Raw genomic sequence first — 26,086 nt, 5'->3', positions numbered from 1 at the left:
ACGCCCGCACTGTCATTCCGTGCCACCTTTCGAATACCAATAGGTATTCTTTTCGGCCTTCCGCAGGAAAGACATTGGGTGCGCGGAATTCTCGGGCAAACGCCGCACATTGATCATGAAGCGTGTGTAGCGTCGGGCTTGCTCGAAGACCTACATTGAACAAGTGGTGGCGTGGTGCTCGGTATTGACGGCTGCTTGAAACGCATCGGGGAAATTCCCGGCGCCCGCAGCGTGACACTGGTAGATGGCGCGAGTGGCCTGGCGATAGCGGCGACCGGTCGGCACGAACTGGTGGATCCGGACGAAGACGCCGCTGCCACAACGGATGTCGTGCGCGCCGTGCTGGCCTGCCCGGCGCTGGCCAGCGGGGTGGACGGGGACGAGATCACCGAGATCATCGTGTGCGGCCCGCGTGGTTATCACCTGTTGAATTTGATCGACGGCGACTTCGACGGACGACTGTTCGTTCATGTCCTCTGCGACGAGGACGGCGGAAATCTGGCCCTCGCCAGATTCCAGCTCCGCACCATTCTTGCGGAATTTGCTGGCGGGCCCGTCGAATTTGCTGAGGGCCGGCATGCGCGGTGAACTGGCGGCCGAACTGGCCCGGCTGGAATCCGAACGGCTAACCGGAGTCCTGCGAACCGGTGACGGCGCCTTCCACCTCATCGAGGGCGTCGTCGCCGGTGCGGATTGCCGCCGCACTCCCGGCCTGGATCGCATGGTGATCGAGGCCGGGGTGGCGACCGCCGCGGACTGGCAGCGCGCCGGCCTCGGCGATCCGGGACAGGTGCTGCAGCGGCCGCGCCTGGAAGCCCTTGCGGTGCTGTCGATCTTCGACGCCGCCTACTTCCTGCTGTCCGCCCCGTCGCTCGCGGAATTCCAGCCCGCGCCCCCGCACTGGCTGGCCGGAGTCTGCCAGGTCGCGCCCCGGGCCCTGATCCACGAATGCGCCCGGCGCGGCGATTCGGGCCCCTGGTCCGCGAGCCTGGTGGACCGGGCCCCGGTGGTCCCGGTCCGCCGTACCCGATGCCGCCGCGTGGTGCTCACCGGCGGGCAGGCCGAGATCCTCGCCGCCGCCGACGCGCGCCGCAGCATCACCGCGATCGCTCAGGACCTGGGCCGCACCGCCTACGGCTGCCTGGTGGCGGTCCGCGAGCTGACCGCGGCGGGCCTGATCGAACCGCCCGCCCCGCACACCCCGGTCGTGATGACCGACTCGGTGATCACCGAACCGGTGGTCGCCCCCGCCGTCACCGGTCCGGTACCGCTGCCCCGCCGCCGCCGTGGACAAGCGACCGCCGTCGCGCCGCCCGCGCCGCTGCCGGTGCCGGAGCTGTGGGAACCGGTGGACCGGGACATACTCGTCCGCCTGCGTGCGGCTTTGAAGGAGCTCGCGTGATCACGCGGAAGAAGAAGCTCGGCGATCTGATGGGAAGGTTGACCAAGGTGCCGATGCCCGAAACGAATACGCAGGTGCTGGCGGAGCTGAAGGCCCTGCGCGAGCGGGTGCCCCAGGTGACCGGATCGCTGGTGGCGTCCAATGACGGACTGCTCATCGCGCACGATCTGCCCACCCATATCGAACCGACCGCCATGGCCGCCATGACGGCCGCCCATCTGTCCCTCTCGCACCGGCTCACCGTCACCGCGCACGGCGGCGGCTTCCACGAGGTGGTGGTGCGCGGCACCGGCGGCCACGTGGTCATCTACGCGGCGGGCTGGACCTCGCTGACCGTACTCGCCGAACCCGAGATCAATATCGGCCGTCTGCATCTGGAGTCGCGCCCGGTGGCCCGCGCCATCGCCGACCATCTGGCCGTCACCGCCAAGAACGGCACCAAGGACCCGGCAACGAAAACCGAATGAAAGGAAAACGCATGTCCAGCATGGATATCGCACTCAAGGACATGATGGTGATAGACGGCTCCATAGGCGCGGCTGTCGTCGACTACAACAGCGGCATGGCGCTGGGGATGCTCGGCAGCTCCAAGCAGCTCGACCTGCAGGTCGCCGCCGCCGGCAATACCGAAGTGGTGCGCGCCAAGATGCGCACCATCGAACAGCTCGCGCTGGGCGAGACCATCGAGGACATTCTCATCACCCTCTCCAGCCAGTACCACATCATCCGCCCGATGACCGGGCGCAAATCCAAGGGCCTGTTCCTCTACCTGGCCCTGGACCGGGATCGCGCGAACCTGGCGCTGGCCCGGCACCGGCTCAAGACCATCGAAGAGGAACTCGAGGTCTGAGCCAGGCGCGCACAGCGCCACAACGGAATCCGTCGGCTTGTAGGGTTTCGGGGACACCGGACGACTCCGGTGACCTGCGGGATGAAGGGATGGCCGAGGATGTCGGACGAGCCGTTCGAAGTACTACTGGACGACTTCGAGAAGAAGGACGAGTGGGAGGTGAGCGGAGCGGGCGCGGCCCGCACGCATCTCACCACTTTCGTGGAGGGCGCGCCGAACAAGGAGCCCGGAGTCTACGCGGATGGTGTTGCCGGGCGTGACATCCGGGCTCTGGTGCTGCTGGTGCGTTCGGCCACCGACGATTTCGAGGTGGAACTCGTCCGCACCGCGGGCGCGGACTACCCGATCGCCGGTGAGCTGGCGGCGGTGAACCTGTGGATCCGTTCACCGCACGCCGCGCTCTCGGTCTACGCGCACCTGCGCGATACCGCCGGGCAGACCCGGGAGCTGTTGCTGGGCAAGGTGTCCTGCGATCCGGAATGGAAGCGGATCGGCGCGCAGCCCGCCGAGCCGATCACCGGCGCCACCCTGACCGGCTTCACCATCCGCCTCACCGAAGTGGTCAAGACCTCCGGCGAGGTGATGATCCTGCTGGACGATCTCACCGCGCGGACGCGTTCCTGAGCAGCACCGACAGCACCGCCGCGAGCAGCGACAGCCCGGTGATCCCGGCGAAGGCCAGCTGGTAGCCCGATACCGGAGCCCAGCCCGAAGCCGTTGCGCGGGACAGGATCACCGCGATGCCCGCGACGCCCACCGCACCGCCGATGCGCTGCACGATATTCACGAACGCGGTGGCGTCGGGCAGCTGCTCGCGCCGCACCGAGGCGTAGGCGGCCGAGACGAGCGGCATGGCGGCCACGCCGGTCGCCATCCCCGCCAGCAACAGCAGCACCTCCACCAGCAGCACGTTCGCGTTCACGGGCAGCAGCGCGAACGGCAGGAAAGCCAACGCCACCAGCAGATTTCCGGCGATGGCGACCCGGCCGCCGCCGAAGCGGTCGGACAGTCGCCCGCCCAGCGGCAGCATGATCACGCCGCCCGCGCCGAACGCGATCAGCTCCACGCCGGTCCGGATCAGGCCGTCGCCGTGCAGGATCTGGAAGTACAAGGGCAGCAAGACCATCGCGCCGAACATGGAACCGCCCGCGAAGAATCCCGCGGTGTTCGCGGTGGCGAAGGCGCGATTGGCGAACAGCCGCAGCTCCAGCAGCGGAGCGTTCATGCGCAGGCCGCGCACCACGAATCCGGCCATACCGGCCAGGCCGAGCACGATCGGCAGCCACACCGAAAGCGCTGCGGTGGAACCCTTCTCACCGATCTCGGAAAGCCCGTACACCACCGCCGACACCCCGCCGCCGGCCAGCACCAGCCCGAACACGTCCAGGGGCTGCGTGGCCGTGCCCCGGTCCAGCGGCAGATACCGCATGCCCAGCGCCAGGCCGATCAGCCCGAACGGGATATTGATCAGGAACAGCCATTCCCAGCTCCAGTGCGCGAGCATGAGCCCGCCGATGGTCGGGCCGATGGCGGGCGCGCCCACCACCGCGATGCCGACCACGCCCATCACCCGGCCCATGCGCTGCGGTCCGGCCGCCTGACCGAGGATGGTCTGCCCCGCCGGGATCATCAGCCCGGCGGCGAGGCCCTGCAGAATCCGCAGTGCGATAAGCCAATTCGCGGTCGGCGCGAAGGCGCACGCCGCCGAGACCACGGTAAAGGCGGCCAGCGCCAGCAGCCACAGCCGCCCCACGCCGACGCGCCGGGCCAGCCAGCCGACCACGGTGAGCGAAACGCCCAGGGCGAGTAGATAACCGCTGGCCACCCATTGAATCGTGGCGAGCGAGGCGTGCAGGTCGGCCCCGATGGTGTGCAGGCCGATATTCACCAGCGAGGTGTCCAGCATGCCCATGACCGCGCCGAAGACGACGACGCCCGCGGTGCGCCAGACGTGCGCGGGAATCTTGCCGGAGTCGGCGGGTGGGTTCGGAGCGATGGGGGTGGCGTTGTCCGTGCGCGTCCGCGACATCGGACCCCTCCTTCAGTTGTTGTTGAGCACTACAATTGCTGAGCTTAACAATGATTGAGTAGCTCAACAATAGGTAGAATCAACAGGTGATCGAGGACCGCGAGTACCACCCCCGGGGCCTGCTGCGTTTTCCCACCTACGCGCTCGGCAAGCTGCACAAGAAGGTGCACAACGAAGTCGACTCCAACCTGCGCGAACACTGGGTGCTGACCTATCTCGCCGACGAGGGCGAGATCTCCCAGCAGGCCATGGCCGATGCCATGGAGATCGATCGCAGCGAAGTGGTGCGCCTGGTCGACAGCCTGGAGAAGGCCGGCCTGGTCACCCGGCAGCGCGATCCCGCGGACCGGCGGCGGAATTTCCTGGTCATCACCGCGGCCGGGAACCGGCTGCGGGAGCAGACCGACGCGCAGCTCGCCGAGACCACCGATCGGCTACTGCACCGCCTGACCCCGGCGGAACGCGCCACCCTGCACCGGCTTTCGCTCAAGGCCCTCGGCTACGAACCGGACGAGGCCGGACCGTAACGAACCCGGCGGTCTGGATACCCATTGCGCCCGCGCCGCGAACAGCTACCGTGTGCACGTGCCTTCTCGACCCCGGCTCCCCCGCCTGCCCGCGCTGACCCCGCCCCTGGACGCCCGGCGCGGCTACCACCAGGCGGAAATCCTCAACGAGCTGCGGCGACTGATCATGGAAGGCAATCTGCCGCCCGGGACCGGTATGCCGCTGGGCGAGCTGGCCCGCAGTTTCGGGGTGAGCGCCATCCCCGTGCGCGAGTCGTTGCAGACACTGATCGGCGAGGGGCTGGTCGAGCACAAGCCCAATCTCGGATACCAGGTCACTCTGCTGACCACGCGCGAGCTGCGGGAGCTGTACGTGGTCCGGGAACGCCTCGAATCAGCGGCCCTCGCCGCCGCCGTCGACCGGGCCACCGCGGCCGATCACGACCTCGCGCGCGAGACCCACGCGCTACTCGAACAGGCCATCCTGACCGAGAACGCGCTCGCCTATCACCGCGAGACCCGCAACTTCCATCTGGCGCTGGTGCGCCCATCCGGGATGGCGCGCGTGGTGCACATGCTCGAATACGCCTGGAACATCACCGAACCCGTGCAGCCGATGGTGCACGCCAGCACCGCGGACCGCATCGTGCTGCACGCCGACCACTCCAAACAGCTGGCCGCCTTCCTCGCCCGCGACGCCGAAGCGCTGCTGCTGGCAACCGATGAGCACCACCTGCGGCTGAACGGAGTAGTGTCGCGCCTACCTACCGATACCGGACTTTTTGCGGAACCTGACGATGTAAAAGATATATAGTTTCAGCAATATCCGGGCAATACCGACTCGATAGCGTCGCGCACACCTGTGGTTCCGATGACCGGGACCCGACGAGATCGGATGTGCGAGATGACCGAAACCGTTGCGCCGTCGGCAGCGCTGCCGGCGACCAACGCGCCGGATTACGATCCCCGGCTCACGAACGAAGACCTGGCCCCGCTGCGCAAGCAGACCTGGGGCACCTACAACATCTTCGCGTTCTGGATGTCCGACGTGCACAGCGTCGGCGGGTATGTAACCGCGGGCAGTCTCTTCGCGCTCGGCCTGCACTCCTGGCAGGTGCTCATCGCCCTGGTCGTGGGCATCACCATCGTGTACGGGCTGTGCAATCTCGTCGCCAAGCCGTCGCAGGTGACCGGAGTTCCGTATCCGGTCATGTGCCGCAGCTCGTTCGGCGTGCTCGGCGCGAACGTGCCCGCCATCATCCGCGGCCTGATCGCGGTGGCCTGGTACGGCATTCAGACCTTCCTGGCCTCGGCGGCCCTCGATGTGGTGCTGATCAAGCTGTTCCCGAGCCTCGGCAAGTACGCGGTGGTCGGCGACTACGGCTTCCTCGGACTGTCGGCGCTGGGCTGGGCCAGCTACCTGCTGCTGTGGGTGCTGCAGGCGGCGGTGTTCTGGCGGGGCATGGAATCGATCCGCAAATTCATCGACTTCTGCGGGCCCGCGGTGTACGTGGTCATGTTCGTGCTGTGCGGCTACCTGATCTGGAAGGCCGGCTGGAGCGGCATCGACCTGAACCTGGGCCAGGCCACGCTGAGCGGCTGGTCGGCGGTGCCGGTCATGCTGGGCGCCATCGCGCTGGTGGTGTCGTACTTCTCCGGGCCGATGCTGAACTTCGGTGACTTCTCCCGCTACGGCAAGTCCTTCGCCGCGGTCAAGCGGGGCAATCTGCTCGGGCTGCCGGTGAACTTCCTGGTGTTCTCGCTGCTGGTGGTGGTGACGGCGTCGCTGACCATTCCGGTGTACGGGGAGCTGATCACCGACCCGGTGGAGACGGTGGCGCGCATCGACAACACCTTCGCGATCGTGCTGGGGGCGTTGACCTTCACCATCGCGACCATCGGCATCAATATCGTCGCCAACTTCATCTCGCCCGCCTTCGACTTCTCGAACGTGAACCCGCAGAAGATCAGCTGGCGGATGGGCGGCATGATCGCCGCCGTCGGGTCCGTGGTGATCACGCCGTGGAACATGTACAACAACCCCGACGTCATCCACTACACGCTGGAAACCCTCGGCGCGTTCATCGGCCCGCTGTTCGGCGTCCTGATCGCCGACTACTACCTGGTGCGCAAGCAGAAGATCATCGTGGACGACCTGTTCACCATGAGCGAGCGCGGAAGTTACTGGTACCGCAAGGGTTACAACCCGGCCGCCGTGCTCGCCACGGTGATCGGCGCGGCCGCCGCGGTCTTCCCCGTCATGACATCCGGCACCCTGACCGGCATGTACACCGCCGCGCAGTACAGCTGGTTCATCGGCTGCGGGCTGGGACTGATCTGCTACTACCTGCTGGCCACGCGCGGACCGCTGAAGCTGTCCGTCGCCGGAAATCGGTGAGGAACATGCGAATTCGAGTCATCAACCCGAACACCACCGCCGCCATGACCGCGGTGATCGAGGAATGCGCGAAATCGGTCGCCGCGCCGGGGGTGCTGATCGAGGGGATCACGCCGAGCATGGGACCTGCGTCCATCGAGAGCCATTACGACGAGGCGCTGGCCGTGCCCGGGCTGCTCGCCGAGATCGCCGCGGGCGAGGCGGCGGGCGTGGACGGATACGTGATCGCGTGCTTCGGCGATCCCGGGCTGGACGCGGCGCGGGAACTGGCGCGCGGGCCGGTCATCGGGATCGCGGAGGCGGCCATGTACGCGGCCAGCCATCTGGGGCGGTCGTTCAGCGTGGTCACCACCCTGGCGCGGACCGCCGGACGGGCGCACGATCTGGCGGAACGCTATGGGATGCAACGGTTCTGCGCGGGCGTGCACGCCTGCGAGATCCCGGTGCTGGAACTGGAGGACCCCAAGGCGCGCCGGGTCATCGCCGACGCCTGCCGCGACGCCGTGCACGCCGACAATTCCGATGCCATCGTGCTGGGGTGCGCGGGCATGGCGGATCTGTGCGAATACTTGACCGAGGAGGTCGGGGTGCCGGTGGTGGACGGGGTCGCCGCCGCCACGCTGACCGTGCAATCGCTGGTGACCATGGGCTTGCGCAAGTCCGGGCGCGGGGAGTTCGCGGCTCCGCTGCCCAAACGGTACGTGGGATTGCTGACCGGATTCGGGATCGACGAGCAGGAGGATCGGGCGTGACATTGTCACCGGATGTGCTGGCCGGGTTGGGAACTCGGCTGACCGGCGTGGACGCGGAACTGGCGCGGGACTATCCGGGTGACCGGCCCGGGCAGCCGATCCACACCGCGTACATCAGCGGTGCCGATGCCGCGCCGGACATGCCCGCGGTGTGGGGTGCGGCGGCGGTGCAGCTCGCCGAGACGCATCGGGAGTTGCTGGGCGAGCTGGCCGGGGCCGAAGTGGTGTGGCGGGTGCTGCGTGTGCTGCGGGAGCGGCCGATCCAGGATCTGCGCTTCGACTTCGAGGACGGGTACGGGACGCGCGGGGACGAGGTCGAGGACGCCGACGCTTTGCGGGCCGGAGCGGCGTTGAAAGCGCTGCCGGCCGAGGTGATCTCGCGGGGCATCCGGATGAAGGGGCTCACCACGCTCGAATGGGCGCGGGCCGTGCGGACGCTGGAGAAGGTTCTCGAAGGTGCGGGCGGGGTGCCGGACGGGTTCGTGTTCACGGTGCCGAAGATCCGGCATATCTCGCAGGTGGATATCGCGGTCGAGCTTTGTGACGCAATGGAATCCGCGCACGGGCTGGCCGCCGGCTCGCTGAAGTTCGAGCTGCAGATCGAGAGCCCGCAGGCCATCATCGCCGCGGACGGGAGCGCGCCGGTCGCCCGGGCGATTCACCGGTCGGCCGGGCGCTGCACCGGATTGCATTACGGGACTTACGATTACAGCGCCGCCTGCGGGATCTCGCCGCAGTTCCAGTCGCTGGAGCATCCGGTGGCCGATCACGCCAAGGCCGTCATGCAGGCCGCCGCCGCACAGACCGGGGTGTGGGTGTGCGACGGGTCCACGCAGGTGCTGCCCATCGGCACCGAAGCCGAAGTGCGGGCGGCGGTCTCGCGGCACTTCCATCTCGTCACCCGCTCCCTGGAACGCGGCTACTACCAGGGCTGGGACATGGGAGCCGGGCATCTGGTCACCCGCTGGCTGGCCACCTTCAACTTCTTCCGCAACGCGCTGGGCGTCGCCGCGCCGCGCATCAGCCGCTACCTGGATCGCCAGGGCGGCGCGGTCATGGACGAACCCGCCACCGCGCAAGCCCTCGCCACCGTGGTGCTGCGCGGATTGGATTGCGGTGCGTTCGGATCCGACGAGGTCACCGCCCTCGCCCCCAAAGCCACCGTCGAGGTATTGCATCAATTGCGAGAAAGGAAGATTCCGGCGCTATGAGCGACGTCGATTTCACGCTGCTTCCCGACCTGGCCGTCCGCACCCTCGGGGGCGCGGTGGTGTGGGCCAATGACGAATCCTTCGCCGAGAAGGAGAACCTGATCCGCCCCGAGGAATCGGAGTACTCGCCCGCCACGTTCGGGCACAAGGGTCAGGTGTACGACGGGTGGGAGACCCGCCGCCGCCGTGGCGAGGTGGGCGCGTTTCCCGCCGACGACGACTGCGACACCGCCATCGTGCGGCTGGGCGTGCCCGGTGTGATCAAGGGCGTGGTGGTGGACACCGCGTGGTTCAAGGGCAATTACCCGCCCGAGGTTTCGGTGGAAGCCATTGCGGTGGAGGGGTATCCGTCGGTCGACGAACTGGTCGCCCTCGACGGCTGGACCACCATCGTCGATCGCGCCAAGGTCGAAGGCGACTCCAAGAACCCCTTCGGCGTCGATTCCGACAAGCGCTGGACCCACGTCCGCCTGCGCATGTTCCCCGACGGCGGCGTGGCTCGGCTGCGCGTGCACGGGGTGGCGAAACCCGATCTGCGCCTGCTCGATTCGGGCCCGTTCGACCTGGCGGCGCTGGAGAACGGCGGCCTGGTCGCCGACTGCTCGAACCGCTTCTACTCGCATCCGCAGAACGTCCTGATGCCCGGTCGCGCCCGTGTCATGGGTGACGGCTGGGAAACCGCTCGCGGCCGCAACAAGAACACCAACGACTGGGTGCTGGTCCAGCTCGTCGAAGAGGGTGTCCTGAACATGGTCGAGATCGACACCTCCTACTTCCTGTTCAACAGCCCGGGTGCGGCCTCCCTCACCGGAATTCGCGCCGACGGCACCGAGGTCGAGCTGCTCCCCCGCACCGTCCTGCAACCGGACACCCGGCACCGCTTCGGCATCTCCGTCGACGCCCCCGTCGTCCAGGTCCGCCTCGACGCCTACCCCGACGGCGGCCTGGCCCGCCTGCGTGTCATCGGCACCCTCACCGACGCGGCCCGCGACCGCCTGCGCGCCGCCCAGGAAGCGTGATCTCCGATGAGCGACTTCGACCCCACCTACCCCCGGGACATGGTGGGCTACGGCCCCAACCCACCGCACCCGCACTGGCCCGGTGACGCCAATATCGCCGTCAACTTCGTCCTCAATTACGAAGAAGGCGGCGAGAACAACGTCCTCGACGGCGACCCGGCCTCGGAAACCTTCCTCTCCGACATCGTCCCCGCGGCGGCCTTCCCCGACCGCCACATGTCGATGGAATCCATCTACGAATACGGCTCCCGCGCCGGCCTGTGGCGAGTCCTGCGCCTCTTCGAACAGCGCGACATCCCGCTCACCATCTTCGGCGTAGCCCGAGCCCTCGAGCGAAACCCCGAAGCCGTAGCCGCCTTCAAGCGTCTGGGCCATGAGATCGCCTGCCACGGCCTCCGCTGGATCTCCTACCAGTCGGTGGACGCCGCTACCGAGCGCAAGCACATGGAAGAGGCGGTGGGCATCATCACCCGGCTCTTCGGTGAGGCTCCGAAAGGCTGGTACACGGGTCGCGACTCGCCGCAAACCCGGGAATTGGTTGTAGAGCACGGCGGCTTCAGCTACGACTCCGACTCTTACGCCGATGACCTTCCGTACTGGGTCAAGGTAGGCGACAGGGACCATCTGGTGCTTCCCTACACCCTCGAAACCAACGATATGCGCTTCTCCTCCCCGGCGGGGTTCGCCAACGGCGAGGAGTTCTTCACCTACCTGAAGGACGCCTTCGACATCCTCTACGCCGAAGGCGAATCCGGCTCTCCCAAAATGCTTTCGGTCGGCCTCCACTGCCGAATCGTCGGGAAGCCCGCCCGCGCCAAGTCTCTCGAGCGTTTCCTCGACTACGTTCAATCTCATGAGAAGGTGTGGTTGACCCGCCGCATCGACATCGCCGAGCATTGGCGCAAGGTGCATCCGGCTGGCTGAAACAGCTTGTAGTACAGGACTTGCGGCCCGGAACCTTGACTGGTTTCGGGCCGCAGTCGAAGACAAAAGAAAAAAGATGGAGGTGTGGTTGCGTCGCCTGCCCTGCCGGGCCTTAGCTCACGCGACTTGGGAGCCTCGACCTGCGGTCTTCGACGGTGGTGCCGCGCAGGCCGAGGGGGACATCTCGGGGGATCAGGTGCGGGGAATCGTGAAGGTGCTCAACCGGATTCCTGCCGCCGCGCCCGCGGGGGCCAGGGGTGAGGCCGAAGAGATTCTGGTCGCTCATGCTCGGTCCGGCGGGTCGCCTGATGATCTGCCGAAGATCGGCGAGGCCATTCTGGCGCGGCTCGATCCCGACGGCACGCTGAGCGGCGAACGTGATCGCGCGCGGGTGCGAGACCTGACGCTGGGCAAGCAGCGGATCGACGGGATGTCTACGCTCAAAGGGGAAATCGTCCCCGAGCTCCGTGCCCTGCTCGAACCGGTGCTGGCGAAGTACGCGCGGCCGGGTATGTGCAATCCGGCCGACCCGGAAAGCCCGACTGCCGCGGATGCCGACGGGACTGTGGATCGGGCGGTGCTCGATGCTGCCGCGGCGCGAGACACTCGCACCGGCGGACAGCGCAATCATGATGCGCTGCTGGCGCTTTTGGGTTCGAGCGTGTCGCTGGACGGGCTCGGTAGTCACCGTGGACTGCCTGTAGCCACCGTGATCACGATGAGTGTGGAGCAGCTCGAAGCTGTCGCCGGTGTGGCGACCACTGCTACCGGAGGTACCGTTCCGGTCGCGCAGGCGGTCAAGCTTGCTGCTGCGAAGGGGCCGCGATTTCTGGCCGTGGTGGATCCGGCGGGAATGCCGTTGTACCTCGGGCGTTCTCGCCGTCTGGCCAGCCCCGCGCAGCGGATGGCGCTCATCGCCGCCGAGAAGGGCTGCACCCGTCCCGGGTGCGACGCTCCCGCTTCGATGACCGCCGTCCACCACGTCACCGAATGGTCCAAAGGCGGCAAGACCGACCTGGACAACCTGACATTGGCTTGCGATCGTTGTCATGCCCTGGTCCATGACGGCCCCTGCGGTTGGAAAACCGTTGTGATGCCGAAAGATTCACGCTACCCCGGACGAACGGGTTGGATAGCCCCTGCCCACATCGACCCCACCGGGACACCGAAGGTGAATCACCGACACCACGCCGGAGAAATGATGGAACGCGCCTTGGCACGCTCCCACCCCCGCCCCTTCATCCCGAGATCCCGAAATTCCCGGAACGGGGAAATCCCCGGAACCCGGAAAATCCCGGAACCAACCCGGAAAATCCCGGAACCGGGAAATCTCTAAAAGGTGATGCGTGCAGCCACTACCGTCGAAAACCGCAGGTAGAGGCTCCCAAGTCGCGTGAGCTAAAGCCCGGCAGGGCACACGACGCAACCACACTTCCGGCTTTTGATCTCTTAATCTCTACCCCCGCTCCTGACGCTCCAACTCCACAGCCCGCTTCATCATCTCCCGAGCCCGAGTCCGATCCCCCGCATAGTCATAAGCCCGAGCAGCCCGATAAGACGACCGCCAATTCTCCGGATCAGCCTCGAACTCCAACTTCACCTTCTCGAAAAGCTCATCCGCAGCAGCCTTCTCGATCCGCCCAGAAGGCCGCCGAGGCAGGTCGGAGATATCGAGCTCCAGCCCCTCCTCATGAATCCGCCGAGCCAGATGCTGATGAGCGAACGCAGCCCGCACGCTGCTGTAGACCACCCAGATCCCGACAGCCGGAAGAATGAGAATGCCGACGCCGAGCACAGCCGCGGGGATGGACCCATCGGAGATCAGGCTGAACGCCATCCGCCCCAGGATCACGAAGTAGAAGGCCAGCACGAGGACCAGGGCAGCAATGAAGCCGACCCGCTTCGCCACCTCGCGGCCGTTGTTCTCGGCGGGCGCGCTCACAGGTCCAGCAGCGCGTCGATGCCGACCGTGAGGCCGGGACGGTGCGGAGTCTTACGGACACCGAGCACCACACCGGGCACGAACGAGGTGCGGTCGATGGAGTCGTGGCGGATGGTGAGCGTCTCACCCTGGGTTCCGAACAGGACTTCCTGATGGGCGACCAGACCGGCCAGACGCACCGAGTGGACACGGACGCCGTCCACGTCGGCCCCGCGCGCTCCTTCGAGTTCGGTGCTGGTGGCGTCCGGGCTGCGGCCCACGCCGGCCTTCTCGCGAGCGGCTGCGATGATCCCGGCGGTGCGGTAGGCGGTGCCGGAGGGGGCATCGGCCTTGTTGGGGTGATGCAGCTCGATGACCTCGACCGATTCGAACCAGCGCGCCGCCTGCTCGGCGAAACGCATGGACAGCACCGCGCCGATGGCGAAGTTCGGGGCGATCAGCACGCCGGTCTCGGGCGAGGCCGCCAGCCAGCCGCGGACCTGGTCCAGGCGTTCGGCGTCGAACCCGGTGGTGCCGACGACCGCGTGGATGCCGTTCTCCACCAGCCACTTCAGGTTCGGCATGACCACATCGGGATGAGTGAAGTCGACCACGACCTCGGTGCCGGATTCGGTGAACGCCTCGAGCGAGTCGTCCTTGTCGACCTGGGCCACCAGTTCGAGATCCGGCGCCGCTTCGACACCCGCGCAGATCGCCTGCCCGACCTTGCCGCGCGCTCCGAGCACACCCACCCGGATCCGGTTCGTGGTCACCTGGTCTCCTCACCTACTTCGTCACGGATACCCCGAGAGCCTATCGGGTCGCCCCGCCACCCTGTCCGAGCCCGTTGACCTGGCGTCGAGCAAACGCGGTGAGCTGGTTCATAGTGCGGCGAGCGATTGTTCAGCTGCCGGACAGCTGAGCGTCGGATCCGGGCGGTAGGCATCGCTGGTGAGAATTCGTCGTACCACCACCTGCGCACTCGCCGTCGCCGCCGCGTGCGCGTCCGTGCTGTCCGCCTGCTCTTCCGATTCCTCCGCCGATTTCACCGCGACCAAGGACCAGCCGCTGGTGATCTCGCTGGACGACCTGCTGGCCAAGACGGGCGGCAGCGCGGCGGTGGCCGTCGCCGATCCGGAGCACGGGAAGATCACCCGGCGCACCGACGGCTCGGTGGTGTACACCCCGGCCGCCGGGTACACCGGCGCGGATTCCATCAAAGTCACCACCACCGACGCGGTACGGCTGTACACCACCGATATCAAGCCGCTCGGCGACTTCGGCGGAGTCACCGTGCAGGGCAGCGCGTTCGGCTCGGCCTTCACCCCGGTGCCCGGCAGCAAGGACGAGTTCTACGGCATGACCGACCGCGGGCCGAACGTGGACGGCAAGGGCAAGAACGAGAAGCTTTCCGTCATACCGGATTTCACCCCGGCCATCGCCAAGTTCAAGCTGGTGGGCAACAAGGCGGTGCTGGAATCGACCATCACGCTGAAGAATCCGGCCGGGCAGCCGTTCAACGGGCTGGTCGACTCCTCCGCGCCGACCGGAGAGACCATCAAGGATCTCAACGGCAATGTGCTGCCGCCGACCGACCACGGCCTCGACAGCGAGGGCCTGGTGGCGCTGGCCGACGGCACCTTCTGGGTGTCCGACGAATACGGCCCGTTCCTGGTGCATTTCGATGCCAAGGGCACCGAGCTGGAACGGCTCGCGCCGGGTCGCGGACTGCCGAAGGAGATCTCGGCGCGCACCCCCAATCAGGGTATGGAAGGGCTGACGGTCACGCCGGACGGCAGCACGCTGGTCGGCATCGTGCAGAGCGGGCTGAACCTGCCGGGTGTCAGCTCCGCGCGTGAGGTGCCGATGACCCGCATCGTGACGGTGGATCTGAAGACCCGCGCCGTCAAGGAATTCGCGTATCCGCTGGAGGATCCGAAGGAGAAGCTCGCCGTCTCCGAGATCACCGCGCTGAGCAACACCACGTTCGTGGTGGACGAGCGGGACGGCAACAAGGCCCCGAAGTCCAACAAGAAGCTGTGGACCATCGATATCTCCGGCGCCACCGATATCGGCCCGCAGGCGCAGGTTCCGGGCGCGACCTACGACGCCGACAAGGGTCTGCTGGTCGACGGTAAGCCGCTCGAGACCTATGTGGGCGCGGTGCCGACCGCCGACGGGGTGGCCGCGCTGAAGAAGGCCGGGATCACCCCGGTCACCAAGAAGTCCAACCTCGATCTGAGCGCACTGCTCGCGACGCTCAACGCCGACGGCAAGTTCTTCGGCCACGACAAGGTCGAAGGCGTCGCGACGGTGGACGGCGGCAAGACGCTGTACATCGCCAACGACTCCGACTTCGGGCTCGAGGGTGCGAACGGCGAACAGCCGCCCTTCACCCTCAAGGCCAAGACCCTGCCGAACGGCGTGCAGGACACCGGCGAGATCCTGCTGGTCGACACCACCAAGCTGCCCGCCGAGACGGCCACGAAGACCGTCACGCTGCAGGTGAAGTGATCAGTCGAACATGATGACCTGCCGCAGGGCATGCCCTGCGGCCAGCTCGTCCATGGCGGAATTGATGTCCTCCAGGCGGATTCGCGAGGACACCAGCCGCTCCACGGGCAGGCGGCCCTCGCGCCACATCTCCACGTACTGCGGGATGTCGCGCGACGGGACCGCCGAACCCAGATAGCTGCCGATGATGGCCCGGCCCTGCGCCACCAGGCCCAGCGGTGAGATGCTCGCGCGGGCGTCGGGGGCGGGCAGACCGACGGTGACGGTGGTGCCGCCGGGCGCGGTGGCGGCCACCGCGGTTTCGAAGGCGCGCACATTGCCCGCGGCTTCGATGACGACCTCGGCGAGGATGCCCTGTTCGGCCACTTCGGCGGGCGTGTAGGCCGAGGTCGCGCCCAATTCGAGAGCGGCTTTGATCTTCTCGGGCACGGTGTCGACGGCGATGACCTCGCGACCGGTGCCCGCGCGGAGAGCGGCGGCGACCATTACTGCGGCCATGCCGACACCGCCCAGACCCACCACCATGATGCGATCGGCCGGACCGGGTTTCGCCGAATTCAGCAGCGCCCCACCGCCGGTCAGCACCGCGCAGCCGAGCACGGCCGCCACGTCGGGCGGGACATCGGCGTCGACCGGGACCACCGAACGGCGATCCACCACCGCGTGCGTGGCGAACCCGGAGACGCCCAGGTGATGGTGCACCTCCGAACCGTCGCGCAGCAATCGCCTACCGCCGCTGAGCAATTCGCCCGCATTGTTGGCCAGGCTGCCCGGCAGGCACGGGGTGCGGCCTTCGCTCATACAGCCCGCGCATTCACCGCAGCGCGGCAGGAACGTCATCACCACGCGCTGGCCGACCTCGAGATCGTTGTCGCCCTCCCCCACCGCTTCGACGATGCCGGCCGCCTCGTGACCGAGCAGCATGGGCACGGGGCGCACCCGATTGCCGTCCACCACGGACAGATCCGAATGGCACAGTCCGGCCGCTTCGATACGGACCAGCAGCTCGCCGGGACCGGGTTCACCCAGGTCCAGTTCGCTGACGGTGATCGGCTTCGACGTGGCGAAGGGGGTTTCGGCCCCGATTCGCTCCAGGACAGCACCACGAATCCTCATGCGCCCGACGCTACTCCATCGACCCGGGGGCGGGCTCGGCGTCTTTCAGCGCCCGGGATCGTCGCCGCCGCGGAAACACACGGTCATGTGCCGTTTGTCCCACACCACCCAGACCGCGCCGCGGCCGTCGCGCGGGCAGCGGCTGCCGTCGACGGTGTCGGTCAGGACCGCGGTCGCCTGCACGATGTGCCGGCCGGAGGTATCGCAGTCGACCTTGGACGGTTCGTCCATGTGCGTGGTGTCGTAGCAGACGCCGACGCGCCAGTCGAAGGCCATGCACAGGTGGTAGACCAGCTTGCCGCTGCGGTCCTTGCGGCTCGACTCCAGTTTGTAGAGGTTGCCGGTGCAGGCGTCGGGGCCGGTCTGCTCGACGCGGTAATTGGCTTCCAGCGCAGTGCAATCGGCGGGTTCGGGGGTGCTGGCCTTCCAGGTGGGAGCGCCGGTGGCATCGGTGGTGCGTTCCATCGGGACCGAGACGCAGTCGCCGGGTTTGAGCAGCGACAACGGGTCCGGAGGGGCAGGTTTGGCGCTGGTGGAAGGGAGCGGCAGGCCCGCTTGGACGAGACCCGGAGGGGGCGCGACGGCGGTGCCGGCGATCGTGTCGCCCGCGATGCCTTCCACGGCGGGCAGCAGTCCCCCGGCCAGCCCGAGCCAGCCCGGCACGGCCAGCACGGTGACCAGCACGGTCCAGACGCGCTGCTTGCGCAGCACGGCTCCGCCCGCCGCCAGCACGGCCAAGATCAGCAGTGCGATCGCCACCCCGACGACGCCCCAGTGCACGTACTGCCACCCCACCGACGAACCCCTACCTCGTTACCTTTGCGAGCTATTGCACCTTAGACGGGGAAGGCGACAGCAGAGCGAATCCCACCTGTCGAACGCGCGCGGGCCGCGCAGGAATCCACACCGGTCGCCACTTTCACCGCATCAGTACACCGGGCCGCGCACCGGATTTCAATGCCGGAGCGCAAGTGGCACAAGGGATCAGCCGGTCAGCTCGGGCGCGGTCTCGGCGGGGACGGGCGGCCAGGCCGTCGGTTCGATATTGGCGGGTTTGGTGGAAGGCGAGGCATCCCAGTCGAATTGGATGCCGACCCAGGCGCGCGGGCGTTCGAAGCTGATCGTGCGGGCGTCGAAGGAGACGCGGCGGAAGGAGATGTCGCCGAAGAAGTCGCTGCCGGTGAAACTCACCGAACGGCCGCTGAAGACCACATCGGCGAAGGAGACCTTGCCGTGGTAGTCGGCGCGGGAGAAATTGGCTTCCAAGGTGCGGCCGGAACGCCAGCGGGCGGGCGCGCCCAGGTGCGCGCAGTCGAAGGAACTGGATCCGGCGTAGAAGCGCGAGCCGGTGAAAGTGATTCGGATGCCCAGGAATTCGGCGCCGGTGAAGGTGATGCGTTCGCCGTCGAAGAGCGCGGATTCGAACGAGGTCAGGTCGGCGGTGAGCCTGGCGTTGGCGAAGGTGGTGCGTTCACCGTTGAAGTTGGTGCGGACGAATTCGGTGCGGGCGCCGGCGAAGTGGGCGGCTTCGAACGTAGTGGCATTGCGGAAGACCGCGCCCTGGAAGGAAGTCCGGTCGCCGAGGAACCGGGTGCGTTCGAAGCTGGTGCCGCGGATGCCGATGAACTGGGCGCCCGCGAAGCGGGTGACGCGGCCGGCGAAGACGGCTTCGTGGAAGTCGGCGTCTTCGAACAGTACGTCGGAGAAGTCGAAATCACAGCCGGACCAGGAGATTTCGGCACTGGGCCGGAGTCTGGCGCCGATCACCCGGACGATGGTGTCGCGGACCTGCCGGTCGTTCTGGCGGTAGTGGTAGATGCGTTCGACGGCGGTGCCGGAGTCCTCCACCCGCTGCGATTTGGAGCTCAGATGGCTGGCGCCCTCCTCCGGCAGATAGGGCAGGCGTAGGTAGCCGCACAGCACGTCCACGCACTGCTGCCGCCGTGACCGCACCGAGAACTCGTCCGCCACACCGGCCATGGCGTAGACCCCGGCGACACGCACCGCCACATCCGGGTCGCCGAGCTGCCGGGCGGCCGCGCCGAACAGTTCCGCGAACCGCCCGCGTTCGGTGTCGCGCTGCCGCCGGTATGCCACCACCAGCGCCACCGCGCCGCCGACACCCGCGGTCACCCATAGCGCGATCTTGGTGAGATCCAGCTGATTCGGCGTTTCCGCCCGGGCGCCCAATAGTCGCCACAGCCCCCACCAGGTGAGCGAACCGACGACCAACCCACCGAGCACCGCCGCCAGCACCGACAGCAACAGCGCCGACCGCTCGAGCCTACGGTTCAGCGTCGAGCCGAACCTCCCCACACGCATAGCGGAAGGATAGCGACAGCGCGCCGCCGGCGCATCGCATGCACGTATTTTCCCTGCGTACAAGGACTTTCACTGCAACTCGCCGATCGCCACACCGCGACGCGCCCGGGAGGCGGCCTCGTCATCCGACCGCGCGGCCGAGGAGATCAGGCGGTGGCCTTGCGGCGCAGTCCCAGTCCGGCGGCGATCAGGCACGCCACCGCCACGGCGATCACGAACCAGGGGAACACCGTGGTCAGGCCCCAGGTGGTGGCCGCCCAGCCCGCGACGACCGTCGGCAGCGCCAGCGCCGTGTAGGCGAGCAGGTAGTAGGCCGACATGGTCTCGCCGCGCTTGTGTTGTGGCACAACATTGGACAGGTGGCGGATGGAGCCGCCGAAGCCGAGGCCGAAGGTCGCGCCGAGCGCCAGCCCGGCGATCAGCACCACCACCCAGTTGCCGGTGGCGAGCGCGGGCAAGGTCAGCACCAGGGCGGCCGCCATGCCCACATCGCCGATGATGGCGGCCCGGCGCGCCGGAATGCCGCCCGCGAACGCCTGCGCGAACGCGCCCGCCGTCGCGGTCGCGGCCACCACCGCACCGCCGAAGACCAGATTGTGGATGCCGGTCTCCTGCGCGGCCAGCGACGGATACAGCGACAGCAGCACGCCCAGCACCGACCAGGCCGCCATCACGCCGAGCGCCGAGAACCAGAAGTCGCTGCGGATCTCGTGCGGCACAGCCGGTTTGGCGATGGTGATGCGGGCCCGCACGCGCGCGGTGTGCGGTTCGCGCAGCAGCAGCACCCCGGCCGCGATGGCCAGGCAGGCGATGGTGATAGCCACGTACGGCGTGCGCAGCGGATGCGGCGCGTACTGCGCCAGCACCGCCGAGCCCAGGATCGCCACGGCCATACCGACATTGAAGGCCACGCCGGACAGCTGCCCCGAGCGCGCGCCGTGCGCCGGCCGCAGGTCCAGCAGCGCCGCCGCCCCGGCCACCACGGTCGCGCCGACGGCCGCGCCGTGCAGGGCGCGGGCCAGCAGCAGCATGGCCACATTGTCGGCGAGCAGGAACACCACCAGCCCGGCGATCATGATCGCGAAAGCGCCGAGCAGCACCGGCTTCCGGCCCACCACATCGGAGATGCGGCCGGACACCAGCACCGCGCCGAGCGCCGCCACCGCGTAGACGGCGAAGACGAAAGTCGTGGTGAGCGGCGAGAAGTGCCACGCCTGCTGGTAGAGCCCGTAGAGCGGAGCGGGCGCGCCGGAAACGCCGAGCGCCACGCCGCTGGCGACCAGCACCAGCGCGTAGGCCCAGGTCTGGGCGCCCTGCTCGGATTCAGCCGCGACCGTCGCAGGCGCTGCCATCCCATCCTCCATCAGGTAAGTTTGACTGTTATCGAACCTGACCCTACGCCAGGTTCGATGATCGTCAAACCACTAGTCGAGTGAGGTAAGTCATGACCGAACCGGCCGCCGCCCAGGCCGCCACCGGGGATGCGCTGCCCGAAGTGGCTCCGCTGCCCGCCGTGCTGGCCGCCCTGCAGGACCCGGTCCGGCTGGAGATGGTGCGCCGGCTCGACGCCTCCGAGGGGCCGCAGCGCTGTTCCTCGCTCTACGACTCGGTGAGCAAGTCCACCGCCGCGCATCATTTCAAGATCCTGCGCGAGGCCGGGATCACCTCCCGCTTCACCACCGACGGCAATACCTACGTCTCGCTGCGTGCCGAGGATGTCCGCCGCGCCCTGCCCGGGCTGCTGGACGCGGTCATCGACGCCGCCAATCGCGCCCGGCCCGACACCGAGCCCGCCGGCGCGAATCGCGCGGCAAAATAGGCAGCCGCGGCGGGCGGCGGAGCGCTACCGTCAGCCCATGCGCATTCGTGCCGCCACCGCCGAGGATCTGACCGCCCTGCAGGATATCGAGGTCGCCGCCGGCGAACCGTTCCGCGCCATCGGCATGCTCGAGATCGCCGACGATGAACCGCCGAGTCTGGAGCGGCTCGAGGAGTACCGGCGTGCGGGCCGGGCCTGGGTCAGCGTCGATGAAAACGACACGCCCCTGGCCTATCTGGTGAGTGAGCCCGCCGATGACACCGAGCACATCGCCCAGGTGTCGGTGCATCCGGACGCCGCCCATCGCGGGCTGGGGCGGGCGCTGATCGAGCATCTCGCGGACCGCGCCCGCGCCGCCGGGCTGCCCGCGCTGTCGCTCACCACGTTCGTCGAAGTGCCGTGGAACGCACCGTATTACGAGCGTCTGGGGTTCCGGCGGCTCGCCGACGACGAACTCACCCCGGATCTGCACAAGATCCGCGTGCACGAAGCCGAACTGGGCCTGGATCGCTGGCCGCGCACGGCCATGCGTCTGGAGCTCTGAGCCCGGCGCTCAGCGCAGGATGCCCGCCTGCCCCGCGGCCCGCACATAGGACGGGAATTCCGAGAGCAGGCGGTCGTACAGCTCGGCGTCGCTGACCGTGTCGATATCGTCGACGGCGAAGAAGCCGACATTGTCGACGCGGCGGCCCGCCATGGTGTCGAGCTGTTCCAGCACCCCGTACCCGTTGCGGCTGCCGAGTCCGATGAACTGCCAGAAGATCGGCTCCTCGACCGCGGCCCGCAATTGCTGCTCGATCTCCCGGTTCTTGTAGACGCCGCCGTCGGAGAAGAACAGCACCAGCGTCGCGGACCGCTGCGGTGTGGCGTGCACGTACCCGCGCACCTCCTGGATCACCTTCTGCTCCTCGTTCTGGATGCCCACCTGACGCATATCCACCTGCCCCGGCTGCAGATTGCGGGCGCGCCCCGGCAACAGCTTCAGCTGACCGCAGCGGACGTGCAGCTGCATCCACTGCGGGAGTTCGGCGATGGTCAGATCAGGCAGCCGGGCGGGATTACTGGCGAAGGTCCACGCCTGCATCGACCCGTTCTCGTCCAATTGCGCGGCGACAGCGGCCATTCGCTCCACCACGCGGTGAATGACGCCCTTCTCGTACAGCATCGTCATCGACCCGGACGCGTCCAGCACCAGAATCACCCGCGCCGTCAGCCCCTGCGCCCCTTGCTTGGCCAGGCTGACCGCGACCTGTTCCTTCCGCAGCGACAACCGCTTCCGCATATCGATGGGCAGCCGCTCCTCGCCCTTGGTCAGGCGAATATTGCCCGCACCCGAAGGCTGTTGGCCCGGCGCCGGCGCATGCGTGGCAGGTGGAGCCGCAGGCGCATCGTCCACGGTGATGCCGAAATCCGTTGCCAGCCCGGCCAGCCCGCTGGCCCACCCCTGCCCGACCGCCCGGAACTTCCACGCCCCGCCCCGCCGGTACAACTCACCACCCAGCATCGCGGTCTCCGGCCCGGCGGCGATATCGAACCGCGCCAGCTGCGCCCCCGACGCCGCATCCAGCAACAACAGATGCAGCCCGGGCACCTGCCCGAACGTCCCGCCGTCGGCGGAAGCACACAACGCGACCCGGTCGATATCCGCTTCCAGCCCAGCCAGATTCACATCAACGGCATCAGCGGTCCCCTGCTTCCCCGCATGCCGCACCGCCCCACTCGGATGCCCCGGCTGGTTGTAGAACACGAAATCCGCATCCGACCGCACCTTCCCGGACGCGGTGAGCAGCAACGCCGACGCATCGATCCCCGGCACCCCCGGCCCACCCGACCACGCGAGCACCGCCCGCACAGCAGCGGCGGCAACCGGCACATTGGCACCCTTGCTCAGATTCACGCTGCCAGTCTCCCCCACTTCCCGCCTCAGGTCTTTCCCAATGGGATGAATCGCCACCACACGACCGGATCGAGGCCGCCGGCGGCGTAAATCAGCCGAGGGGCAGGGTTTTCCACCAGTCGACGACGCCGCTGGGGGTGGCGGGGTCGCCCTTGGTGAAGAGGAGGAACTTCTCGCGTTTGGGGTCGTCGAAGAAGGAGGTGAGGAAGACGGTGGAGGGTTTGTCGGGGGAACGGTCGAAGCGGCGGTTGGTGTAGGTCTTGCCGTTGTTGGTTTCGGTGAAGGTGGGCTCGTCGACGGTGGAGGAGGTGAGGCGGGCCTGGCTGGAGGCCCATTGGGCGGCAGCCACATTGCGGTAGGCGAAGAGGGCGTACTCCTGGACGTCGTGGCCGGCGGTGTAGGTGCACTGCCAGGCGGAGGTCCAGCCGTCGAAGGCCACGCGGGCTTTGAAGTCGGCGGTTTCGGGGTCCACCACACGGCAGGTGGCGCCCGCGAAGCCGGTGCCCGCGGTGCCTTCGCGGGGGACGACCTTGGGGAAAGCGGCCGACATTTCGACGATTTCGGGGGGCGCGGACTTCGTTTTCGCGGATTGGCCGGACGGGGACGTCAACAGGATGGTGAGGCCGAGGACAGCCGCCAGGCAGGTGACGGCTACCGCGATGGCCCACAGGCGGGCGCGGCGGGCCCGTTCGGGTTCGGCGGCAGTCACTTTCAGGTGGCGGCCGGAGCGCGGGGCGAACAGCTGGGCGATATTGACCATGCCGGTGCGGCCGGTGGACGGGCGGCGTCTGGCGCCGCCGGTCGTGCCGGTTCGGGTGACGGTACCGGTGGTACCGGTGCGGCCGGACGCTTCCGCCCGGCGGCCGGGATCGGTGCCCGGTCGACCCGGGGTGGGGGGCCGGCCCGGTCTTCGGTGCGCGGCACCGGTTTCGGGGTTCGCGGCGGCGCGGCCGTTCGGTGCGGCGCCGCGGCGGGGCACGTTCGGGCCTTCCGGAACTCGGACCGATCCGGTCCCGCCGGCTCGCTGGACCGAATTCCCGCCGGGTCGCTGCCCGGCGCCACTTCCACCGGAGCGCGGCGCGCCGTTCGCACCGGAGCGCTGCCGCGCCGAGTCCGGCGCCCGATGGTGCACACCCGAACTGCGGGTGGCGGTTTCGACCGGCCGCGGCGGCCCGGGCAAGCCCGCCGCGGCCTCCATGGCCCGCCAGGCGGCTGCCGCGAACTCGGCGCAGGTCCGGTACCGCTCGTCCGGCTTCTTGGCCAGCCCGCGCGCCAGCACCGGATCCAGCCCGACGGGCAATCCGGGCCGCAGGCTCGCGATCGGCAGCGGACTGTCGTAAAGGTGCGCCTTGACGATCGCGCCCGGATCGGTGGCTGGGAACGGCATCGATCCGGTGAGCAGCCGGAACAGCGTGCACGCCAAGGCATATTGGTCGGAGCGCGAATCGACGGGCTGGTTCGACAGCTGTTCGGGCGAGGCGTAGGAGAGGGTCGCCATGACCGCGCCGGAATCGGTCAGCTGGGCGTTGTCCTCCTGCAGGCGGGCGATCCCGAAATCGGTGAGCAGCACGCCCGGCTGCTGCTCCCGGGTCTCGCGGGCCAGCAGGATATTGGCGGGCTTCACATCTCGATGCAGCACGCCGACCCGGTGCGCGTAGTCCAGGGCTTCGGCGGTGGCGGTGACGATCTCCACGGCCCGCGCGGGCGGCAGTTCCTCCACCGGAACGGATTCGGCTTCGACCCCGTCCACGTACTGCATGGCGATCCACAGCCGCCCGTTCTCGACCCCGCGGTCGTAGACGGTCACGATGCCGGGATGGTTCAGGCGCGCGGCTAGATCGGCTTCGCGCTCGAAGCGCGCGTGAGTCTCGCTGTCACCGTGGAATTCCGCGTTGAGCAGCTTCAAGGCGATCCAACGCGGCAGCCGGGGGTGACGGGCGAGGTACACCGCACCCATACCGCCACGACCCAACTCACGTTCGATCACATACCCGGCGAACTTCTCACCTGGTTCGAGCACATCCCCTCCAACAACCGGCCACGGCGATCATAGCCATGACCGGCCGAGGGGTGGCGGTCAGCACACAGGTGTTCGCTCAATCCACCAGATGGCGGACCGCCGCGGGCAGGTCACGCGTGCGCCGGTAGGGTCCGGCGACCGCGACCCCGTAGGGGCGGGAGAGCAGCGCGGCCGCGATTTTCGAGACTTCCGCGGTGGTGACTTCGTCTATGCGAGCGAGGGTTTCGGACACGCTGCGATGGTTGCCGTAGCTGAGTTCGCTGCGCCCGATGCGGTTCATGCGGGAGCCGGAATCCTCCAGCCCGAGCACCAGTCCGCCGCGCAAAGAGCCCTTGGCACGCGCGCATTCGGCATCGGTGATGCCATTGGCGGCCACTTCTTCCAGCACGCCGCGCGCCAAAGTCGCCACCCGCCCGAGGTTTTCGGGCTGGCAGCCGATGTAGACCGAGAACGCGCCGGTATCGGCGAAGGTGTCGACGCTGGAGTACACCGAGTACGCCAGGCCGCGTTCTTCCCGGATGCGCTGGAACAAGCGTGAACTCAGTCCACCGCCGAGCACGGTGTTGAGCACCGACAGCGGCCACCGCTTCTCGCCTTCGTGGCGGCCGAAAGCGCGGGTGCCGAACACCAGGTGCGCCTGTTCGCTGTCGCGGTGAATGCGCAGCAGTTCCGGATTCGTGCGCGGCCGGAACTTGCCTTCCCGGCGCGGCGCCGGTTCCTGCCCGCTGTCCAGGCGATCGGCGAAGGCCCGGTACACCAGTTCGACCACGTGATCGTGTTCGATATTGCCGGCCACCGCGACCACCATCCGGTCGGGCCGGTAGCGCCGCAGATGGAACGACCGCAGCTGGTGCGCCTGCATCGATTCGATGGTCTCGACGCTGCCGATCACCGGTCGCCCGATCGGATGATCGCCGAAGAGCGCGGTCAGGAACGCGTCCCCGACCATGTCCTCGGGATCGTCGTCGCGCATGCAGATCTCTTCCAGCACCACTTGGCGTTCCACCGACACGTCCTCGGCCCGGCACAGCCCGCGCAGCACCACATCCGAGACCAGATCCACCGCCAGCGGCAGGTCCTCGTCGATGACGTGGGCGTAGTAGCAGGTCTGTTCCTTGGCCGTGAACGCGTTCAGTTCACCGCCGACGGCATCCATGGCCTCGGCGATATCGAGCGCGGACCGCGTCGGCGTCGCCTTGAACAGCAGATGCTCGAGGAAGTGCGCGGCGCCGGCCACGGTCGGGCCTTCGTCGCGCGAACCGACGCCCACCCAGACGCCGACGGACGCCGAGCGCACGCCCGGCACATGTTCGGTCACTACCCGTAGTCCGCCGGGCAGCACGGTTTTCCGCACGCCGGTATCGGCGGACGGGAGGTCGGCGGAAT

The 26,086-nt window shown here is 68.1% G+C and carries 26 protein-coding genes; 16 read left to right on the top strand and 10 right to left on the bottom strand.

The window, feature by feature from the left end:
* Positions 1 to 171 precede the first annotated feature (171 nt).
* The 5 genes from LTV02_RS02375 (at position 172) to LTV02_RS02355 (ending at position 2,876) form a co-directional block, all read left to right on the top strand.
* Positions 172 to 588, top strand: a complete 417-nt coding sequence (locus LTV02_RS02375) for a roadblock/LC7 domain-containing protein (RefSeq protein WP_233037733.1) — start codon at positions 172 to 174, stop codon at positions 586 to 588.
* Complete coding sequence (locus LTV02_RS02370) at positions 578 to 1,402, top strand: hypothetical protein (RefSeq protein WP_233037731.1); 825 nt, start codon at positions 578 to 580, stop codon at positions 1,400 to 1,402. Before LTV02_RS02375 ends, LTV02_RS02370 begins: the two co-directional genes overlap by 11 nt.
* Positions 1,399 to 1,869 carry a roadblock/LC7 domain-containing protein gene (locus LTV02_RS02365; RefSeq protein WP_233037729.1) on the top strand — a complete coding sequence of 157 codons (471 nt, stop codon included), beginning with the start codon at positions 1,399 to 1,401 and terminating at the stop codon, positions 1,867 to 1,869. The genes LTV02_RS02370 and LTV02_RS02365 overlap by 4 nt, the downstream gene beginning before the upstream one ends.
* Positions 1,870 to 1,880: 11 nt before the next feature.
* Positions 1,881 to 2,252 (top strand): hypothetical protein, encoded by a 372-nt coding sequence (locus LTV02_RS02360; protein ID WP_067706418.1) that lies wholly within the window; start codon positions 1,881 to 1,883, stop codon positions 2,250 to 2,252.
* 99 nt (positions 2,253 to 2,351) lie between these two features.
* Positions 2,352 to 2,876 (top strand): hypothetical protein, encoded by a 525-nt coding sequence (locus LTV02_RS02355; RefSeq protein ID WP_233037727.1) that lies wholly within the window; start codon positions 2,352 to 2,354, stop codon positions 2,874 to 2,876.
* Here LTV02_RS02355 and LTV02_RS02350 read toward each other — a convergent pair.
* The gene (locus LTV02_RS02350) at positions 2,854 to 4,281 is read right to left on the bottom strand and encodes a DHA2 family efflux MFS transporter permease subunit (protein ID WP_233037725.1); all 1,428 of its coding nucleotides are present in this window, start codon (positions 4,279 to 4,281) and stop codon (positions 2,854 to 2,856) included. The two genes, LTV02_RS02355 and LTV02_RS02350, sit on opposite strands and share 23 nt — an antisense overlap.
* A gap of 86 nt (positions 4,282 to 4,367) precedes the next feature.
* On the opposite strand from LTV02_RS02350, the gene LTV02_RS02345 reads away from it, so the two are divergent.
* From LTV02_RS02345 to LTV02_RS02310, 8 genes are all read left to right on the top strand, one after another.
* Positions 4,368 to 4,808, top strand: coding sequence for a MarR family winged helix-turn-helix transcriptional regulator (locus LTV02_RS02345; RefSeq protein ID WP_233037718.1), 441 nt, complete (start codon positions 4,368 to 4,370; stop codon positions 4,806 to 4,808).
* Between the two features lie 58 nt (positions 4,809 to 4,866).
* The gene (locus tag LTV02_RS02340; protein ID WP_233037716.1) at positions 4,867 to 5,601 is read left to right on the top strand and encodes a GntR family transcriptional regulator; all 735 of its coding nucleotides are present in this window, start codon (positions 4,867 to 4,869) and stop codon (positions 5,599 to 5,601) included.
* Positions 5,602 to 5,691: 90 nt separating this feature from the next.
* On the top strand, positions 5,692 to 7,185 hold the full coding sequence (locus LTV02_RS02335; protein WP_233037714.1) for an NCS1 family nucleobase:cation symporter-1: 1,494 nt from the start codon (positions 5,692 to 5,694) through the stop codon (positions 7,183 to 7,185).
* A gap of 5 nt (positions 7,186 to 7,190) precedes the next feature.
* The gene (locus tag LTV02_RS02330) at positions 7,191 to 7,937 is read left to right on the top strand and encodes an aspartate/glutamate racemase family protein (RefSeq protein ID WP_067706403.1); all 747 of its coding nucleotides are present in this window, start codon (positions 7,191 to 7,193) and stop codon (positions 7,935 to 7,937) included.
* Complete coding sequence (locus LTV02_RS02325) at positions 7,934 to 9,148, top strand: DUF6986 family protein (RefSeq protein WP_233037712.1); 1,215 nt, start codon at positions 7,934 to 7,936, stop codon at positions 9,146 to 9,148. The genes LTV02_RS02330 and LTV02_RS02325 overlap by 4 nt, the downstream gene beginning before the upstream one ends.
* A complete protein-coding gene (alc, locus tag LTV02_RS02320) occupies positions 9,145 to 10,167 on the top strand; it encodes an allantoicase (RefSeq protein ID WP_233037710.1) in 1,023 nt (340 codons plus the stop codon). The genes LTV02_RS02325 and alc overlap by 4 nt, the downstream gene beginning before the upstream one ends.
* A 6-nt stretch (positions 10,168 to 10,173) precedes the next feature.
* Positions 10,174 to 11,091: an allantoinase PuuE gene (gene puuE / locus LTV02_RS02315; RefSeq protein WP_233037708.1), complete on the top strand. Its 918-nt coding sequence runs from the start codon at positions 10,174 to 10,176 to the stop codon at positions 11,089 to 11,091.
* 208 nt (positions 11,092 to 11,299) lie between these two features.
* Positions 11,300 to 12,427: an HNH endonuclease signature motif containing protein gene (locus LTV02_RS02310; RefSeq protein WP_233037684.1), complete on the top strand. Its 1,128-nt coding sequence runs from the start codon at positions 11,300 to 11,302 to the stop codon at positions 12,425 to 12,427.
* Positions 12,428 to 12,547: 120 nt separating this feature from the next.
* Here LTV02_RS02310 and LTV02_RS02305 read toward each other — a convergent pair whose 3' ends face one another.
* Both LTV02_RS02305 and dapB read right to left on the bottom strand, forming a co-directional pair.
* Positions 12,548 to 13,033, bottom strand: a complete 486-nt coding sequence (locus LTV02_RS02305) for a hypothetical protein (protein ID WP_233037682.1) — start codon at positions 13,031 to 13,033, stop codon at positions 12,548 to 12,550.
* Positions 13,030 to 13,770 (bottom strand): 4-hydroxy-tetrahydrodipicolinate reductase, encoded by a 741-nt coding sequence (gene dapB / locus LTV02_RS02300; RefSeq protein WP_233041449.1) that lies wholly within the window; start codon positions 13,768 to 13,770, stop codon positions 13,030 to 13,032. Before dapB ends, LTV02_RS02305 begins: the two co-directional genes overlap by 4 nt.
* A gap of 193 nt (positions 13,771 to 13,963) precedes the next feature.
* Between dapB and LTV02_RS02295 the strand changes: the two genes are divergently transcribed.
* Positions 13,964 to 15,526, top strand: a complete 1,563-nt coding sequence (locus LTV02_RS02295) for an esterase-like activity of phytase family protein (RefSeq protein ID WP_233037680.1) — start codon at positions 13,964 to 13,966, stop codon at positions 15,524 to 15,526.
* Here LTV02_RS02295 and LTV02_RS02290 read toward each other — a convergent pair whose 3' ends face one another.
* The 4 genes from LTV02_RS02290 to LTV02_RS02275 all read right to left on the bottom strand — a co-directional run bounded on the left by LTV02_RS02290 (position 15,527) and on the right by LTV02_RS02275 (position 20,316).
* Positions 15,527 to 16,642 carry an alcohol dehydrogenase catalytic domain-containing protein gene (locus tag LTV02_RS02290; RefSeq protein WP_233037678.1) on the bottom strand — a complete coding sequence of 372 codons (1,116 nt, stop codon included), beginning with the start codon at positions 16,640 to 16,642 and terminating at the stop codon, positions 15,527 to 15,529.
* A 45-nt stretch (positions 16,643 to 16,687) separates the two neighbouring features.
* Positions 16,688 to 17,437, bottom strand: a complete 750-nt coding sequence (locus LTV02_RS02285) for a hypothetical protein (protein ID WP_233037676.1) — start codon at positions 17,435 to 17,437, stop codon at positions 16,688 to 16,690.
* Between the two features lie 189 nt (positions 17,438 to 17,626).
* Entirely contained in the window at positions 17,627 to 18,964 is a 1,338-nt protein-coding gene (locus LTV02_RS02280; RefSeq protein WP_233037674.1) for a pentapeptide repeat-containing protein, read from the bottom strand.
* 146 nt (positions 18,965 to 19,110) lie between these two features.
* Positions 19,111 to 20,316 (bottom strand): MFS transporter, encoded by a 1,206-nt coding sequence (locus LTV02_RS02275; protein ID WP_233037672.1) that lies wholly within the window; start codon positions 20,314 to 20,316, stop codon positions 19,111 to 19,113.
* 92 nt (positions 20,317 to 20,408) lie between these two features.
* Here LTV02_RS02275 and LTV02_RS02270 point away from each other — a divergent pair, with 92 nt between their 5' ends.
* Both LTV02_RS02270 and LTV02_RS02265 read left to right on the top strand, forming a co-directional pair.
* Positions 20,409 to 20,783 (top strand): ArsR/SmtB family transcription factor, encoded by a 375-nt coding sequence (locus LTV02_RS02270; RefSeq protein WP_233037670.1) that lies wholly within the window; start codon positions 20,409 to 20,411, stop codon positions 20,781 to 20,783.
* Between the two features lie 37 nt (positions 20,784 to 20,820).
* Entirely contained in the window at positions 20,821 to 21,327 is a 507-nt protein-coding gene (locus tag LTV02_RS02265; protein WP_233037668.1) for a GNAT family N-acetyltransferase, read from the top strand.
* A gap of 9 nt (positions 21,328 to 21,336) precedes the next feature.
* Here LTV02_RS02265 and LTV02_RS02260 read toward each other — a convergent pair whose 3' ends face one another.
* The 3 genes from LTV02_RS02260 to LTV02_RS02250 form a co-directional block, all read right to left on the bottom strand.
* Positions 21,337 to 22,680 carry a VWA domain-containing protein gene (locus tag LTV02_RS02260; protein WP_233037666.1) on the bottom strand — a complete coding sequence of 448 codons (1,344 nt, stop codon included), beginning with the start codon at positions 22,678 to 22,680 and terminating at the stop codon, positions 21,337 to 21,339.
* 91 nt (positions 22,681 to 22,771) lie between these two features.
* The gene (locus tag LTV02_RS02255; RefSeq protein WP_233037664.1) at positions 22,772 to 24,700 is read right to left on the bottom strand and encodes a serine/threonine-protein kinase; all 1,929 of its coding nucleotides are present in this window, start codon (positions 24,698 to 24,700) and stop codon (positions 22,772 to 22,774) included.
* A 76-nt stretch (positions 24,701 to 24,776) separates the two neighbouring features.
* On the bottom strand, positions 24,777 to 26,054 hold the full coding sequence (locus tag LTV02_RS02250) for a M16 family metallopeptidase (RefSeq protein WP_233041448.1): 1,278 nt from the start codon (positions 26,052 to 26,054) through the stop codon (positions 24,777 to 24,779).
* Positions 26,055 to 26,086 lie beyond the last annotated feature (32 nt).

Origin of the sequence: Nocardia yamanashiensis, from assembly GCF_021183565.1 — a bacterium.
GTDB lineage: Bacteria > Actinomycetota > Actinomycetes > Mycobacteriales > Mycobacteriaceae > Nocardia > Nocardia yamanashiensis.
This window is presented reverse-complemented; position numbering and strand designations above follow the sequence as displayed.

Bases quoted from the DNA above. Each gene is read 5' to 3' on its own strand.
- LTV02_RS02370 (WP_233037731.1), top strand. From the start codon at position 578: ATGCGCGGTGAACTGGCGGCCGAACTGGCCCGGCTGGAATCCGAACGG.
- LTV02_RS02360 (WP_067706418.1), top strand. From the start codon at position 1,881: ATGTCCAGCATGGATATCGCACTCAAGGACATGATGGTGATAGACGGC.
- LTV02_RS02355 (WP_233037727.1), top strand. From the start codon at position 2,352: ATGTCGGACGAGCCGTTCGAAGTACTACTGGACGACTTCGAGAAGAAG.
- LTV02_RS02350 (WP_233037725.1), bottom strand. From the start codon at position 4,281: ATGTCGCGGACGCGCACGGACAACGCCACCCCCATCGCTCCGAACCCA.
- LTV02_RS02335 (WP_233037714.1), top strand. From the start codon at position 5,692: ATGACCGAAACCGTTGCGCCGTCGGCAGCGCTGCCGGCGACCAACGCG.
- LTV02_RS02330 (WP_067706403.1), top strand. From the start codon at position 7,191: ATGCGAATTCGAGTCATCAACCCGAACACCACCGCCGCCATGACCGCG.
- alc (WP_233037710.1), top strand. From the start codon at position 9,145: ATGAGCGACGTCGATTTCACGCTGCTTCCCGACCTGGCCGTCCGCACC.
- puuE (WP_233037708.1), top strand. From the start codon at position 10,174: ATGAGCGACTTCGACCCCACCTACCCCCGGGACATGGTGGGCTACGGC.
- LTV02_RS02290 (WP_233037678.1), bottom strand. From the start codon at position 16,642: ATGAGGATTCGTGGTGCTGTCCTGGAGCGAATCGGGGCCGAAACCCCC.
- LTV02_RS02280 (WP_233037674.1), bottom strand. From the start codon at position 18,964: ATGCGTGTGGGGAGGTTCGGCTCGACGCTGAACCGTAGGCTCGAGCGG.
- LTV02_RS02275 (WP_233037672.1), bottom strand. From the start codon at position 20,316: ATGGCAGCGCCTGCGACGGTCGCGGCTGAATCCGAGCAGGGCGCCCAG.
- LTV02_RS02270 (WP_233037670.1), top strand. From the start codon at position 20,409: ATGACCGAACCGGCCGCCGCCCAGGCCGCCACCGGGGATGCGCTGCCC.
- LTV02_RS02265 (WP_233037668.1), top strand. From the start codon at position 20,821: ATGCGCATTCGTGCCGCCACCGCCGAGGATCTGACCGCCCTGCAGGAT.